The organism is Streptomyces sp. NBC_00461, assembly GCF_036013935.1.
In the GTDB taxonomy this organism is placed as follows: Bacteria; Actinomycetota; Actinomycetes; order Streptomycetales; family Streptomycetaceae; genus Streptomyces.
In genome coordinates this window covers 6,505,137-6,519,287 of sequence record NZ_CP107902.1, presented here as the reverse complement: position 1 = coordinate 6,519,287, position 14,151 = coordinate 6,505,137, and the positions used below count along the sequence as shown (strand labels likewise).

Genomic DNA, 14,151 nt, shown 5'->3' with positions numbered 1-14,151 from the left:
TGCGTCGCGCCAGGCTAACGGCAAACTCGGACACCGGATGAAGTCGGTACACACCCGGTACACAACCATCGCGCCCAGGTGGCCGTCACTCCCCGCGAGCACCCGGCAGATGCGGCAGCCGTTCGGCGGCGACCACCCCTTCGAGGTAGCCCCGGGCCCGCTCGGTGCGCGGATACGCCTCCAGCAGCCGCCAGAAACGGGGACCGTGTCCGGGCACGAGCAAATGTGCCAGCTCATGGAGCAGGACGTAGTCGACGACGTACTCGGGCATCCCCTGCAGCCGGTGCGACAGCCGGATGCTGCCTTCCGACGGGGTGCACGAACCCCAGCGCGTGTTCTGGTTGGTGACCCAGCGCACCGAGGCGGGCCGGGCGCGGCCCTCGAAGTACTGGACCGACAGCCGCTCCGCGCGCCCGGCCAGCTCGTCGTCGCCGAGGAGCCGTTTGCTCTCCTGCGCGGCCAGCTTGTCGAGCATGACGGTCACCCAGCGCTGCTCCTCCGCCTCGGACATCCGAGCAGGGATGAGTACGACGGTGCGATCGCCCTCGCGGTACGCGGAGACCGTCCGGCGTCGACGGGAACTCCTGCGGACCTCGATCGCGCTCGCCACCGAGCCGCTCGGCGGCTGGCTCGTCGTTCTACGCTGTGGCGTTCCGGCGCTCTGCAGTGGGTCGGCGGGCACGCCCCGACGTTACCCGCTGCACACGGGTGAAGTCCCGACTCCGGGACGGTTCCGCGCCGATCGCCCACCGCGCGCTCGATTTGTACGACGAATCCTCGCAGCTTGTGGACAACTTTCCGCACGCCTCGCCCGGTTTGGGCATGCTGGTTCTCGCCGGGGCAGCCACGGCCCACCGTCGACCGACCATCGACGCGGGTCACCGACCGACTTCCACCGGCGAACGGGGATGTTCAACGAAGGCATACGGGGGCCTGTCATGGATCCAATGGTTCCGCTCGTTCCAGCTGTTCCAGATGTTCCAGTTGTTCCGGTTGCTCCGGTGATGAAGCCCGCGCTCAGGCGCGGCTGGCGCGACCTCAACACCGTGCAGTTCGGAATGACACCGGCGCACGCGCTGACACTCGGTCCGATGGACACGGCGACGGGCAGCTTCCTCGACCTGCTCAACGGCACCCGGGGGCTGCCCCTTCTGCGCGAGGAGGGCCGCCGCATGGACCTACCCGACGGGCATGTCGACCGACTGGTGGAGCGGCTGGCACGGGCCGGCCTCCTGGACGACGCAAAGGGCGGCGGGCCGGCCGCCGACACGCTGCGCGGAAAGAAGGACGTCATCGCCCGACTGCGCCCCGACCTCGCCTCACTGTCCCTGATCACTTCCGAACCGGGCGACGCGATCAGGCACCTGGCGGCGCGCCGCTCACTGCGCGTGCAGGTTCGGGGCGCGGGCCGGGTGGGCGCGATGCTGGCCTCACTGCTGGCCGGCGCGGGAATCGGGGAGGTCGATGTGCGGGACGTCGGCCGGGTCGAGGCGGGGGACGTGGCGCCGGGCGGACTGCCCGCCGAGTCCATCGGCCACCGCCGCGACGAGGCCGCCCGACAGGCCGTACGCCGCTCCGCTCCGGACCGCCCACCGCGCCGCAGCCGCACGACCCCGCTCCCGGACGGCGAGCCCGGCTTCTCACTGGTGATCCTCGCCCCACGCGACGACGTCGCCGTGCACGCACCTCCGCCGTCCACCGCGGAACCCCTCATCGCCTCGGGCACGCCGCATCTGTACGCCGGCGTCGTGGAGGCGACCGGCATCGTCGGCCCCCTCGTCCTGCCAGGTGAGACGGGTTGCGCGGGCTGCCTGCACGAGGGGCGCACCGACCGGGATCCGGCCTGGCCCCGGCTGGTCGCGCAGTGGCGCTCCGGCACGCCACGCCAGGCGCAGCCCTGCGATCTGACTCTGGCCACAACCGTCGCCGGACTGGCGGCCGCGCACGCTCTCGCCTTCCTGGACGGCCGCCTCCCGAGCAGCTCCGGCGCGCGCTGGGAGGTCTCCCTGCCCGGTCTGACCTGGCATGCTCGACCGGTGTGGGCACATCCCGCATGCCCGTGCGGCGCCGCGGAGAAAGGTAAGGGAGAACACACCTCCAAGGACGAGGAGTCACACGAGACAATGGCAGGGCATCGGCCGCCGGAGCAGTTGTGCCGTAAGGCAGACGCGGCGTGGCCGGCAGGGACTTGGAGGGCGCATGTCTGATCTTCCGCGCAAGGCGGTCACCCGGACCGCCAAGCTCGCCGCGCTTCCGCTCGGCTTTGCCGGGCGGGCGACGTGGGGACTCGGCAAGCGGATCGTCGGCGAGTCCGCGGAGATCGTCGGCCGCGAGCTGCAACAGCGCACGGCGGATCAACTGTTCAAGGTGCTCGGCGAGCTCAAGGGCGGCGCGATGAAGTTCGGCCAGGCCCTGTCCGTCTTCGAGTCGGCGCTGCCCGAAGAGGTCGCCGGCCCCTACCGTGCGGCGCTGACGAAGCTGCAGGAGGCGGCGCCGCCGATGCCGACCAGCACCGTGCACCGGGTGCTCGGCGACCGGCTGGGGGAGGACTGGCGCGACCTGTTCCTCGAGTTCGAGGACAAGCCCTCCGCGGCTGCCTCGATCGGGCAGGTGCACCGTGGGGTGTGGCACGACGGCCGCGAGGTGGCGGTCAAGGTGCAGTACCCGGGAGCCGGCGAGGCCCTCCTGTCCGACCTGACCCAATTGAGCCGCTTCGCCCGATTGTTGGGGCCGCTCATCCCCGGCATGGACATCAAGCCTCTGATCGCGGAGCTCAAGGACCGTGTCTCGGAGGAGCTGGACTACGGCCTGGAGGCCCAGGCCCAGCAGGCCCACGCCGAAGAGTTCGCGGACGACCCGGACGTCCTGGTGCCCGGCGTGGTCCACCAGTGCGACCAGGTACTGATCACCGAGTGGATCGACGGGATCCCGCTCTCGGAGATCATCTCGGACGGCACTCAGGAACAGCGCGACCGCGCCGGACAGCTCCTGGCCCGCTTCCTCTTCTCCGGCCCGGCCCGCACCGGCCTGCTCCACGCCGACCCGCACCCGGGCAACTTCCGCCTGCTGCCCGGCGACCCGGACGGCGTAGACGAATGGCGCCTGGGCGTCCTGGACTTCGGCACGGTCGACCGCCTCCCGGGCGGCTTGCCGACCCCCATCGGCGACTCCCTGCGCATGACCCTCGACGACGAGGCCGAGTCCGTCTACGACCTCCTCTGCGCGGAGGGCTTCGTCAAGGACTCGATAGAGCTGGACCCGAGCGCCGTCCTCGACTACCTCCTGCCGATCATCGAACCGGCCAGGGTCGACGAGTTCACCTTCACTCGCGGCTGGATGCGCAGCCAGGCGGCCCGCATTGCCGACCCCCGCTCCCCCGCCTACCAACTGGGCAAACAGCTGAACCTGCCACCCGCCTACCTCCTGATACACCGGGTGACACTGAGCACCATCGGCGTGCTGTGCCAGCTGGGGGCGACGGTACGGCTGCGCGAGGAGCTGGAGGAGTGGCTTCCGGGATTCGTCCTGGAGGAAGCCGTCGAGGAGGAGCCGGCAGTGGAGGCGTGATTCGGGCTGCCCCCAGGAGGACTGGCGAGTGGTCTTACCACCAGGCCGAGTCCAACCGCCCCTCGATAGCCCTGAGGTTCTCCCTGGAGCAGGTGTCGCAGATGTACTGGCGGACGCCGTTCTCCACCGAGCAGGTCCAGGTGGGCGGCGGGCTCTCTGCCCGGGCGCCGCAGCGGGCGCACATCAGGGCCTGGGGCTCCGCCGGGGCGCCTGTGTCGTCACTGCCTCCGGAAAGACTCGTCACCCGGTGACGATAACGCCGTGGTCGGCGGATCGCCGGGTGAACGCACCGCGGGGGCCGGTCCGTTCGGACGGACCGGCCCCCGCGGGGGAGCTACTGCCCCCTGGGCAGGGAGGCCACCGCTTCAGGTGTGGGTGTCTACTGCATGACCGCAATGGCAAGCGCACGGCGGGCGCGCATGGAGGCGCGCTCGGCCCGGCGCTGCATCCGGCGGGCGGCCACCAGGCTCACGGCCCGGCGTTCCTGCTCCGCCTCATGCAGTCGCTCGCGCATATGCGCACGAGCCAGGGCTTCTGGGATGAGTTGCATCTCTCGGGTCCTGTTCTGGCGCGAGCCGGTCGCGCCGGTGGTGGTGAAATCTTCGATCGCGGAGCCGGTGGGCTCGCTGGTGGACGGCTTCATCGGGGCCTGCTTCTTGGGGTCGTTCGTGAGGGGACGGTCGATCGTTCCTGTGGTGTTCATGCCGTGACCGGGTTCTTGCGCGGGCGGCCACGCGGCCGCTTCCGGGCGACGACGACGCCCTGGACGAACAGCTCGCCACCCCAGACGCCCCAGGGCTCACGCCGCTCTTTGGCGCCGGCGAGGCAGGCCTCCATCAGCGGGCAGGTGCGGCAGAGGGACTTGGCGTACTCGACGTCGGCCGGCGACTCGGCGAAGAAGACCTCCGGGTCGTAGGAGCGGCAGGGGACGGGTACGCCGAGGTTCTCGATGGCGTCGTCGAGCGCGGTGAGCGCGGTGAGCGGGATCAAGGTGGAGTCCTCCGTGAGGCCGGGCGGGGGGATCGTTTCGGAAGGCGGTACGGACGGGGCGTGCGCTTCGAGTTGCACGGTTCGTCTTCCTCGTCTGGTCGTTCCGGTCCTGTTGGACCGGGTGGCGGCTGGTACCGGGTTCTTTTCTTGTCCCGAGGCCCCTTCGGTCCGTCATCCCCGTTGGAGGACAAACAGAAGGGCCGCGGATCCCGGGTGGGGTTCCGCGGCCCTGAAGGCGCCGGCCTGATCGACGATCAGGCTGGATCACTCCAGGGTTCTGGCCCACGGAAGGCCCACATCAGGTGGTGCTGCGTCTGCTTCCGGCTACCGGCACCGGCCGCCGTAAAGGCATAGGCCGTCGCCTGTGCCACTACTGCTTCCAGTGCCTTGCTCGGTCGCTCATTGCGCTCACGGGTGGAAAGACCCGCGAGAGACACGGGGGACGCCGGACGCGCGGCAGGGATGCCGGACAGACCGGTGCCCGGGTTCGAGGCGCCGAGCATGCACGTGGAGACGACCGAGCGATCGGTCAGTTTGGCGGTGCTGATGGAGCTGCTGCTGATGCTGATCACTTCAATCGCCTCCTCTCGGCGTCTCGGGGGACTGGGGTGAGCCAGTCCGACGGAAATGCAAGTAGAACACGGAATCGGGGCCTCCGAGAAGGCCTCCGTCCCCGTGGACAAGAACCTATGGGGATTGCTGGGGCATGCGCAAACTATTTTTTCGACGAGTTTGAATCAGTCGCCTTTGTCGTCTTCTCCGAGCTCCTGGCCTGCGCAGAGGGCCAGGACATCGGCTCCGTAGCGGTTGAGCTTGCGTACGCCGACTCCGGGGATCCGTGCCAGTTCGCCGTCGTCGTCGGGGACGGCCTCGGCGATCGCCATGAGGGTCTTGTCGGTGAAGACGCAGAAGGCGGGCTGTCCGCTGCGCTGCGCCTGGTCCGCGCGCCATTCGCGCAGCCGCTCGTAGAGGCCCTCGTCCATGTCGGAGGGGCAGTCATCGCAGCGCATCAGTTTCATCTCGCCGGCGTCGGTGAGCGTGCGTCCGCATACCCGGCAGCGGGCGGGGGTGCGCTGTGTGCGCCGCGGTACGGCGTCCGGTGTGCTGGTGAAGCCTCGCTCGACTCCGCCCGGCCCGCCTGCCGCGGTGCGGCCGGCGGTGGCGGTGGAGCCCGGGCGCAGGCCGTGGAGGAATCGGCTGGGGCGGCGGTTGGGGCGGCCGCCGGGTGAGCGGGTCAGTGACCAGGAGACATGGAGGTGCTCGCGGGCGCGGGTGACGCCGACGTAGAGGAGGCGGCGTTCTTCCTCGATCTGTTCGTCGGTCTTTGCGTAGGTGATCGGCATCATGCCTTCGGCCACGCCGACGAGGAAGACGACGTCCCACTCGAGGCCCTTGGCGGAGTGCAGGGAGGCCAGGGTGACGCCCTGGACGGTGGGGGCGTGTTGTGCGGTCGCCCGCTCGTCCAGTTCTGCGACGAGGTCACCGAGGGTGGCCTGGGGTTTGGCTGCGGTGAAGTCGTGCGCGAGGTTCACGAGGGCGGCGAGGGATTCCCATCGTTCACGTACCGCGCCGGAGCCTGCTGGGGGCTGGGGTGTCCAGCCCTCCCCGGAGAGTACGGCACGCACTTGGGAGGGCAGGTCCACAGCGTCGTCGAGGAGGGAGTCGTTGCCTCCGAAGCGGGCTGCGCCGCGCAGGGCCACGCCGGCTTTGCGTACTTCGGGGCGGTCGAAGAACCGCTCGGCGCCCCGTAGCTGGTAGGGGATTGCGGCGTCGGCGAGGGCTTGTTCGTAGGTCTCGGACTGGGAGTTGGTGCGGAAGAGGATGGCGATCTCGCTGGCCGGGATGCCTGTGGCCATGAGTTCGCTGATGCGGCGGGCGGCGCCTTCGGCTTCTGCGGGCTCGTCGGTGTACTCGGTGTAGCCGGGTTCGGGGCCGGCGGAACGTTGGGAGATCAGTTCCAGGCGGTGGTCGGCGGCGCGGCCGCGGGCCTGGGCGAGGAGGCCGTTGGCGAGGTGGACGACTTGGGGTGTGGAGCGGTAGTCGCGGACGAGCTTGACGACGGTGGCTCCGGGGTGGCGGGTGCGGAAGTCGAGGAGGTGGTCGGGGGTTGCTCCGGTGAAGGAGTAGATGGTCTGGCTGGCGTCGCCGACGACGCAGAGGTTGTCGCGTTCGCCGAGCCACAGTTCCAGGAGTCGCTGTTGGAGGGGGCTGACGTCCTGGTATTCGTCGACGACGAAGTGCTGGTACTGGGCGCGGACCTGCTCGGCGATGTCGTGCCGGTCCTGGAGGATGGCGATGGTCAGCAGGAGGACGTCTTCGAAGTCGATGACGGAGCGGTCCCGTTTGAGGTCCTCGTAGACGGAGTAGAGCTGGGCGATCTCGGCTGGGTCGCGGGGGGCGGCGCGGCCGGCTTTGGCTGCTGCGGGTGCGTAGTCGGTGGGGACGGTCTGGGTGACTTTGGCCCACTCGATTTCGGCGGTGGTGTCGCGCAGTTCGCCGCGGTCGAGGCGGATGCGGCAGGCGGCGGCGGCGTCGGCGACGAGCTGGATCTTGCGGTCGACGATGCGGGGCATGGAGCCGCCGACTGCTTTCGGCCAGAAGTACTGCAGTTGGCGGAGGGCGGCGGAGTGGAAGGTGCGGGCTTGGACGCCGGCGGCGCCGAGCTGGCGGAGTCGGCCGCGCATCTCGCCGGCGGCGCGGTTGGTGAAGGTGACGGCCAGCACGGTGGAGGGCTGGAGGATGCCGGCGCGCACTCCGTAGGCGATGCGGTGGGTGATGGCCCGAGTTTTGCCGGTGCCTGCGCCTGCCAGTACGCATACGGGTCCGCGCAGTGCGGTGGCTACTTCGCGCTGCTCGGGGTCGAGCCCTTCGAGCACGGCGTCGGCACCGCTCGGCGGAGCCGAGTACTGGGAGCTGCCGGTGCCGTGCGGGAAGAGCGTGGAGTGCGTTGCTGGTGTCACATGGCCATGCTGCCAGGTCGTCGGAGACGGGAGCGGTGGTTGTCCACAGGCAGGCACTGTTAGTCGTACTAATGCGGCAGGCGTCACGTCGGGTGGTCCGCGGCGGGTGGGAATGGTGGCTCTTTCAAGTACGTTCCCTCTCTGCGAGCAAGGATTGCCGAGCAGCTGAGGAGCGCGAGAGACATGCCGGGCACTGTGACGATGTACAGCACCACGTGGTGTGGCTACTGCCGTCGGCTGAAGAGCCAGATGGACCGCGAGGGCATCACGTACGACGAGATCAACATCGAGCAGGACCCGGAGTCCGCGGCGTTCGTGGAGAAGGCGAATGGCGGAAACCAGACGGTTCCGACGGTGCTGTTCCCGGACGGTTCGACGCTGACGAACCCGTCGCTGGCGCAGGTGAAGCAGAAGATCAGCGCGTAACTGCTGCGCTGTGTTGTGCGGAGGGCGGTCCCTGAGGTGTCTCAGGGACCGCCCTCTTTGGCGTGTCCTACGTCACCGTGGAGCGCGACAGCAGTCGGCGCCGGAAGCTGCGGCCGGGCCTCAGACGAAGCTCCTCGTCGGCAGGGGCTTGCCGTACCACATCTCGATGAGGCGGGCTGCGATGGAGATGCCGTAGGGAGGCAGTACGTCGCCGGATTCGAAGGCGGCGCCCAGTTCGTCGCGGGAGAACCAGCGGGCTTCGTGGATCTCGTCGCCGTCGACGTTGATCTCGGTCGAGGTCGCGTGGGCCATGAAGCCGAGCATGAGGCTGGAGGGGAAGGGCCAGGGCTGGCTGGCGACGTATTCGACCGCGCCGACGGTGATGCCGGCTTCTTCGAAGACCTCGCGGCGCACCGATTGCTCGATGGATTCGCCGGGTTCGACGAAGCCGGCGAGGGTCGAGAAGCGGCCCTCGGGCCAGTGGACCTGTCGGCCGAGCAGGATTCGGTCCTCGTCGTCGGTGACGGCCATGATCACGGCGGGGTCGGTGCGCGGGTAGTGCTCGGCGCCGCAGGCGGAGCAGCGGCGGATGTGACCGGCCGCGGCGATGACGGTGCGCTCGCCGCAGCGGGAGCAGAAGCGGTGGGTGCGCTGCCAGTTCTCCAGGCCGACCGCGTGCACCATCAGGCCTGCGTCGCGGGGTGACAGCAGGAGTCCGGCCTCGCGCAGGCCGGCAGCGCGCGCGGACTGGTCGATGCGGCCGGGCAGTGCGTCCTTCTGGAGGGCGAAGTAGCTGGCGCCGTCGTCGTCGGTGCCGAGGAAGTAGCGGTGTGCTTCGGTGAGGGGGGCTTCGAAGGAGGGGGTCATGACGAGTTCGGTGCGGCCGTCGGCCGTCTCGTCGATGAGGACCTGGCCGCCGGAGACCACGAAGCAGCGGGTCGTGGGGTGGCTCCATGCCGCCGCGAGCCAGGCCTCGTCGAGGCGGTGGTGGGCGGCGCGGTCGATGCCGCTGGGCGCGGTGAGCGAGATGGGGCGGTCGGCGGTGTGGTCGGTCCAGGTGGTCACGAGTGCTTCCAACTCCCCCAGTGGAACGGGTTGTTTCGGCGGGCGGTTCGGCGGGACGTAGAGCGGGAGGCGGCATCCGGATCCGGTGGTGGCGGGCGGTGCGGGGCGGTTCGTCCAGTGTGCCGCGCGGGCGCTGCCCTTCCGGTGGGTGCGGGGTGCTCAGGGTGCATGGCGCCAGGTGTCGGCGAGGTCGCTCCACAGATGGGCGCTGGTTTCGACGCCTTTGAGGAGCAGGTCGAGTTCGACCTTCTCGTTCGGGGCGTGCCAGCCGTCGGAGGGGACGGAGATGCCCAGGAAGAGCACGGGTGCTCCGAGGACTTCCTGGAGGTCGGCGGCCGGTCCGGAGCCGCCCTCGCGTGTGTGGCGGATCGGCTGGTCGAAGGCGCGGCCCATCGCGCGGACCACCGACTGCAAGGCGGGGTGGTCGAGCGGTGTCAGGCATGGGCGGGTGGCCGCGCCGAAGGTGATCTCGCATCGGATCCCGGCGGGCACCTGCTCGGCGGCCCAGGCGCGGACTGCCTTCTCGATGTGGTCGGGGTCCTGGCCCGCGACCAGGCGGAAGGAGAGCTTCACCATGGCTGAGGACGGGATGATCGTCTTGCTGCCGGGGCCCTGGTAGCCGCCGCCGATGCCGTTGACCTCCGCCGTGGGGCGGGCCCAGATGCGTTCGAGGGTGGTGTGTCCGGTCTCGCCGTGGGTGGCGTGGGACTTGGCGGTGTGCAGCCACTGCTGCTCGTCGAAGGGCAGTTCGGCGAAGAGTTCGCGCTCGCGGTCGGTGAGTTCGACGATGTCGTCGTAGAAGCCGGGGATCGCCACGCGTGCGTGTTCGTCGTGGAGGGCTGCGACCAGTCGGGCTGCGACGGTGGCCGGGTTGGGGACGGCGCCGCCGAAGGAGCCGGAGTGGATGTCCTGGTCGGGGCCGTGGAGGCGGATCTCGCACTCGGCGAGGCCGCGCATGCCGGTGCATACGGTGGGGGTGTCCTCGGACCACATGCCGGTGTCCGAGACGATCACGGCGTCGGCGGCGAGCCTGTCCGCCTGCTCTTCGACCAGCGCGCGGAAGTGCGGCGAGCCGGATTCCTCCTCGCCCTCGATGAGCAGCTTGAGGTGGACCGCGGGGGCGGTGCGGCCGGTGGTGGCGAGGTGGGCGCGGACGCCGAGTGTGTGGAAGAACACCTGGCCCTTGTCGTCGGCGGCCCCGCGCGCGTGGAGACGGTTTTCGCGGATGACGGGCTCGAAGGGGTCGGTGTCCCAGCCGTCCTCGCGGGCGGCGGGCTGGACGTCGTGATGGCCGTAGACGAGCACGGTGGGCGCTTCGGGGTCGGCGGCGGGCCATTCGGCGAAGACGGCGGGGGCGCCGGGCGTCTCCCAGACCTGCGCGGTCGGGAAGCCGGTCTCCTGGAGTTTGGCGGCGAGCCAGTCGGCGCTGCGGCGTACGTCGGGCGCGTGGTCGGGCTGGGCCGACACGGACGGGATGCGCAGCCATTCCGCGAGGTCGTCGAGGAAGACGGCGCGGTGCTGCTCGATGTACGAACGCACGGCGCTGACGGCACTGTCAACGGGCTGGCTCATGGTCACGAGCCTATCGGCCCGCACCGACATCCTCGGTGGGCGGTTCCTCACAGTTTGCTTGCGCGGCCGGCTCTGCCAGCAGCAGCCGCTCCAGTGCGGCCCGGTCGGGCAGGCCCTGCGGTCGTACAACCTCACCAGTGCGTACGTAGAGGAACGCGGCGTTGACGGACTCCAGGGGAACGCCCTGTTGCTCGGCCCAGGCGAGCCGGTACAGGGCGAGCTGGAGGGGGTCGGCGGTGCGGGTGCGGCTGGTCTTCCAGTCGACGATCTCGTACGTCGTCGCGTCGCCGTCGTGCTCCTTGTAGACGGCGTCGATGCGCCCTCGGACCACTCGGCCGGCGATGGCGAGCTGGAAGGGGGTTTCGACACGGTGGGGTGTGCGGTGGGCGTACGCGGTGCGTTCGAAGGCGTCCTTGAGGGCTTCGAGGTCGCGTTCGTCGGCGATCTCGGCTTCAGTGCCGGGCAGTTCGTCCGGCTCCAGGACGGGCAGGGTGAGCTCTTCGAAGCGTGCCTCGACCCAGGCGTGGAAGCGGGTGCCCTGTCGTGCGGCGGGTTGCGGGGGGCGTGGCATGGGGCGTGCGAGTTCCTGTGCGAAGCCGTCGGGGTCGGCGGCGAGGCGCAGCACCTGGGATGCGGTGAGCGAGGTGGGGAGGGGGACGTCGGTGACGGCTTCCCGGGCGCGCAGGAGTTCGCCGGTGAGGGCGTCGAGGTCGCGGTCCCAGGAGGCGAGGGTGCGGGCTTCCTCGGGGGTGAGGCGGGGGTGGGCGGGGGTGGGGTGGGGGTGCGCGGGGGCGGATTCGTGTGCTGTGCGCTCCGGGTGGGTGCGTGCGCTGTCGGGTGTGCTGCGGTGTTCGGTGCTCTCCGGGGCCGTGGCCTGGTGCGGGACGGTCGGGCGGGCCGTGGGCCAGGTGTCCCAGTCGGCGGCGTCCTCGTCCGTGAAGGGGTCCTCCTCGTCGTGGGGCGCGTCCTCGTCGTCCGGTGGTGGCCAGTCCGGGTCGTCGTGGCTGTCCGGGTCGTGCGTGGCCGCGGGGTGGCCGTCGCTGTGGGAGGCCAGATGGTTCAGCACTGTCTCGGCGGCCGCGCGGCGTCGGGTCAGGGCCGCGTCGTCCAGGGGCAGGGGCCAGACCTGGTCGGCGGTCGCGGCGTGCAGGGCCGGGTTCTCCTCGTCGTCGGCGGGTTCGTCCGCCCATGCCTCGATCTCGCCGTGTCCGGCCGTGCAGTGGTCGTACAGGGCGTGGAGGAAATCTGACGGTCCGCGGCGCTTCTTCTGGGTGGGGCCCCACCAGTGCCCCGAGCCGAGGAGCAGGGAGCGGGGGCGGGTGAAGGTGACGTAGCCGAGGCGGAGTTCCTCGGTGTGCTGGTGCTCCTTCATGGCCTCCTGGAAGGCCTTCAGGCCGCGGGAGTCCCACGTGTCCACGTCGGGCAGGGTGTCGGAGTCGCCGCGCAGTTCGTGCGGCAGCACCTTGCCCTGGGCGGTCCACTTCTCGCGGCCCTGAGTGCTGGGGAAGGTGCCGGTGACCAGGCCGGGCACGGCCACGACGTCCCATTCCAGGCCCTTGGACTTGTGCGCGGTGAGGACCTTGACGGTGTTCTCGCCGCCGGGCAGGGCGTTGTCGAGGCCCTTCTCGTACTGGGCGGCCGTTCTCAGGAAGGCCAGGAAGGCGAGCAGGCTGGCCTGGCCGTCGCCGGCGGCGAATGAGGCGGCGATGTCGAGGAAGTTGGAGAGGGTCTCGCGGCGGCGGGCGGCCAGGGCGTGCGGGGACGCGGACAGTTCCACCTCCAGGCCGGTGACGGCGAGGACGCGGTGCAGGACGTCCATGAGCGGGTCGGCCAGGGAGCGGCGCAGGTCGCGCAGTTCGGCGGCCAGGCGCGCGAACCGGACACGTGCGTCCGGGGAGAAGGGCAGTGCGTCGTCCTCCCGTCCGGCGTCGAGCGGCATCTCCAGGAAGGTTTCGAGGGCGTCCGCCAGCGAGGTCACCTCGGAGGGGTCGACTCCCTCGACGGCCTCGGCGAGCCGGCGGTCGCGGTCGTCGTCGCCGTCCACGCGTGCGTGGGCCACGAGCAGCCGTGCGCGTCGTCCCAGAAGGGCGAGGTCGCGGGGGCCGATGCGCCAGCGCGGGCCGGTCAGCAGGCGAACCAGTGAGGCGTTGGCGCCGGGGTCCTGGAGGACCTCGCAGACGGCGACCAGGTCGGCGATCTCGGGGAGGTGCAGCAGTCCGGACAGGCCGACCACCTCGACGGGCACGTCCCGGGCGACGAGTGCGCCCTGGATCTCGGCGAAGTCGGTCGCCGTACGGCACAGGACGGCGATCTCGCCGGGTGCCTTCCCGGTGTTCACGAGGTGGGCGACGGAGTCGGCGAGCCACTCGATCTCGTCGGCGTGGGTGGGCAGCAGCGCACAGCGCACGGTGCCGTCGCGCTCGGCGCCGGGGGCGGGGCGGAGGGCCTCCACGCCCGCGTGCATGGCGCGCAGGGGCTCTGCGAGGCCGTTGGCCAGGTCCAGGAGCCGGCCGCCGCTGCGGCGGTTCTCGCTGAGCGCCTGGCGGGCGGCGGGGTGACCGTCGGGGTGCGCGAAGTGCTGCGGGAAGTCGTCCAGGTTGGCGACGGAGGCGCCGCGCCAGCCGTAGATCGCCTGGCAGGGATCGCCGACGGCGGTGACGGGGTGGCCGGTGCCGTCGCCGAACAGGCCGGCCAGGAGGATGCGCTGGGCCACCGAGGTGTCCTGGTACTCGTCGAGGAGGACCACGCGGAACTCGTCGCGCAGGATGCGGCCGACTTCCGGGATCTGCGCGAGCTGTGCGGACAGGGCGATCTGGTCGCCGAAGTCGAGCAGGTCGCGTTCGCGCTTGGCGGCGCGGTAGCGGGTCACGAGGCCGGCGAGGTCACGGCGCGCGGCGGCGGCCTTGGGGACCTGCCGCAACGCGTCATTGCCGAGCTTGGTGCCCTCCAGGGTGCGCAGCAGCTCGGTGTCGTACGCGCGCACGTCCTCGGGCCGTACGAGGTGTTCGGAGAGTTCCGCGTCGAGGGTGAGCAGGTCGCTGACCAGGTCCGCGAAGGAGCGGGTGAGCGCCGGGTAGGGGCCCGGTGCCTCGCGCAGCACGCGTGCGGCGAGCTGGTAGCGGGTGGCGTCGGCGAGGAGGCGGGCGGTCGGTTCGAGGCCGATGCGCAGGCCGTGGTCGGTCAGGAGGCGGCCCGCGAAGGCGTGGTACGTCGAGATCACGGGCTCGCCGGGCGGGTTGTCCGGGTCGATGACGTCGGGGTCGGTGACCCCGGCCCTGACGAGCGCCTTGCGGACGCGCTCGGCGAGTTCGCCGGCGGCCTTGTTGGTGAAGGTGAGGCCGAGGACCTGCTCGGGGGCGACCTGGCCGGTGCCGACGAGCCACACCACGCGTGCCGCCATCACGGTCGTCTTGCCCGACCCGGCTCCGGCGACGATCACCTGGGGGGCGGGCGGCGCGACGATGCAGGCCGTCTGCTCCGGGGTGAACGGAATCCCCAGGAGTTCCTTGAGCTGATCGGGGTCGGTGATACGGGGCGGCACGTCAGAGAGGCTAGCGGCGACCACTGACAG

At 70.7% G+C, this 14,151-nt stretch carries 12 protein-coding genes; 3 read left to right on the top strand and 9 right to left on the bottom strand.

What is annotated here, in order from left to right; all coding sequences use genetic code 11:
* Window positions 1-85: 85 nt before the first annotated feature.
* Complete coding sequence (locus OG870_RS30600; RefSeq protein ID WP_266521225.1) at window positions 86-682, bottom strand: M48 metallopeptidase family protein; 597 nt, start codon at window positions 680-682, stop codon at window positions 86-88.
* A gap of 322 nt (window positions 683-1,004) precedes the next feature.
* Here OG870_RS30600 and OG870_RS30595 point away from each other — a divergent pair, with 322 nt between their 5' ends.
* Window positions 1,005-2,207: a TOMM precursor leader peptide-binding protein gene (locus OG870_RS30595; protein ID WP_327692338.1), complete on the top strand. Its 1,203-nt coding sequence runs from the start codon at window positions 1,005-1,007 to the stop codon at window positions 2,205-2,207.
* Window positions 2,200-3,567: an ABC1 kinase family protein gene (locus tag OG870_RS30590; protein ID WP_266589802.1), complete on the top strand. Its 1,368-nt coding sequence runs from the start codon at window positions 2,200-2,202 to the stop codon at window positions 3,565-3,567. The genes OG870_RS30595 and OG870_RS30590 overlap by 8 nt, the downstream gene beginning before the upstream one ends.
* A gap of 34 nt (window positions 3,568-3,601) precedes the next feature.
* On the opposite strand, the gene OG870_RS30585 is transcribed toward OG870_RS30590, so the two are convergent.
* From OG870_RS30585 to OG870_RS30565, 5 genes are all read right to left on the bottom strand, one after another.
* Window positions 3,602-3,811: a hypothetical protein gene (locus OG870_RS30585; RefSeq protein ID WP_266589800.1), complete on the bottom strand. Its 210-nt coding sequence runs from the start codon at window positions 3,809-3,811 to the stop codon at window positions 3,602-3,604.
* 135 nt (window positions 3,812-3,946) lie between these two features.
* Window positions 3,947-4,270 (bottom strand): hypothetical protein, encoded by a 324-nt coding sequence (locus tag OG870_RS30580; protein WP_266521221.1) that lies wholly within the window; start codon window positions 4,268-4,270, stop codon window positions 3,947-3,949.
* The gene (locus OG870_RS30575) at window positions 4,267-4,635 is read right to left on the bottom strand and encodes a WhiB family transcriptional regulator (RefSeq protein ID WP_020119791.1); all 369 of its coding nucleotides are present in this window, start codon (window positions 4,633-4,635) and stop codon (window positions 4,267-4,269) included. Before OG870_RS30575 ends, OG870_RS30580 begins: the two co-directional genes overlap by 4 nt.
* A 176-nt stretch (window positions 4,636-4,811) precedes the next feature.
* Window positions 4,812-5,129: a hypothetical protein gene (locus OG870_RS30570; protein ID WP_266521218.1), complete on the bottom strand. Its 318-nt coding sequence runs from the start codon at window positions 5,127-5,129 to the stop codon at window positions 4,812-4,814.
* A gap of 165 nt (window positions 5,130-5,294) precedes the next feature.
* The gene (locus OG870_RS30565) at window positions 5,295-7,517 is read right to left on the bottom strand and encodes an ATP-dependent DNA helicase UvrD2 (RefSeq protein ID WP_405624777.1); all 2,223 of its coding nucleotides are present in this window, start codon (window positions 7,515-7,517) and stop codon (window positions 5,295-5,297) included.
* Window positions 7,518-7,700: 183 nt separating this feature from the next.
* On the opposite strand from OG870_RS30565, the gene OG870_RS30560 reads away from it, so the two are divergent.
* Window positions 7,701-7,943 carry a mycoredoxin gene (locus tag OG870_RS30560; RefSeq protein ID WP_266521216.1) on the top strand — a complete coding sequence of 81 codons (243 nt, stop codon included), beginning with the start codon at window positions 7,701-7,703 and terminating at the stop codon, window positions 7,941-7,943.
* 120 nt (window positions 7,944-8,063) lie between these two features.
* Here the strand turns inward: OG870_RS30560 and nudC are convergent, their stop codons facing one another.
* The 3 genes from nudC to OG870_RS30545 all read right to left on the bottom strand — a co-directional run bounded on the left by nudC (window position 8,064) and on the right by OG870_RS30545 (window position 14,121).
* Entirely contained in the window at window positions 8,064-9,008 is a 945-nt protein-coding gene (nudC, locus tag OG870_RS30555; protein ID WP_266521214.1) for an NAD(+) diphosphatase, read from the bottom strand.
* A 159-nt stretch (window positions 9,009-9,167) separates the two neighbouring features.
* Window positions 9,168-10,580 carry a dipeptidase gene (locus OG870_RS30550; protein WP_266589798.1) on the bottom strand — a complete coding sequence of 471 codons (1,413 nt, stop codon included), beginning with the start codon at window positions 10,578-10,580 and terminating at the stop codon, window positions 9,168-9,170.
* 10 nt (window positions 10,581-10,590) lie between these two features.
* The gene (locus OG870_RS30545) at window positions 10,591-14,121 is read right to left on the bottom strand and encodes an ATP-dependent DNA helicase (RefSeq protein WP_266844028.1); all 3,531 of its coding nucleotides are present in this window, start codon (window positions 14,119-14,121) and stop codon (window positions 10,591-10,593) included.
* Between the last annotated feature and the right edge of the window lie 30 nt (window positions 14,122-14,151).